The organism is Tamlana crocina, from assembly GCF_012037625.1.
The window spans coordinates 1-394 of the sequence record NZ_JAAVJS010000379.1; the positions used below are offsets into that span (position 1 = coordinate 1).

At 44.7% G+C, this 394-nt stretch carries 1 protein-coding gene; it reads left to right on the forward strand.

The genetic code is table 11. The features are described 5' to 3' along the window. Positions 1-355 (forward strand): OmpA family protein (locus HC176_RS17215; protein WP_167920231.1); only part of this gene is annotated, 355 nt, incomplete at its 5' end. Between the last annotated feature and the right edge of the window lie 39 nt (positions 356-394).

A 394-nucleotide genomic window follows, 5' to 3' on the forward strand; every position in this document is an offset into this window, starting at 1 on the left:
TTTGGCAGAGATCAACAAGATCTACTTTGACTTCGATAAAGCTAAAATCCGTCCCGATGCTGCGCAGGAACTTGATAAGTTGGTCAATCTTATGGCTAACGAGTATCCTGAACTTGTAATTGAAATTGGTTCGCATACAGACCGCAGAGGCTCTGTTGAATACAACCGTCGCCTGGCCGAAAGAAGAGCACAGGCCACACGTGATTATCTGGTAGAAAACGGAATTGCTGCAGAAAGGATCGTAACCTTCAAAGGTTATGGAGAGGAGCAGCCCGAAGTTGAATGTTCAAACTGTAGTGAACAGCAACACCAGCTAAACAGAAGATCCATCTTTAAGGTGGTAAAAATGGAATAAAGAACCCTGCAACTAACCAACCGGGGAGAGGAGGCTTAT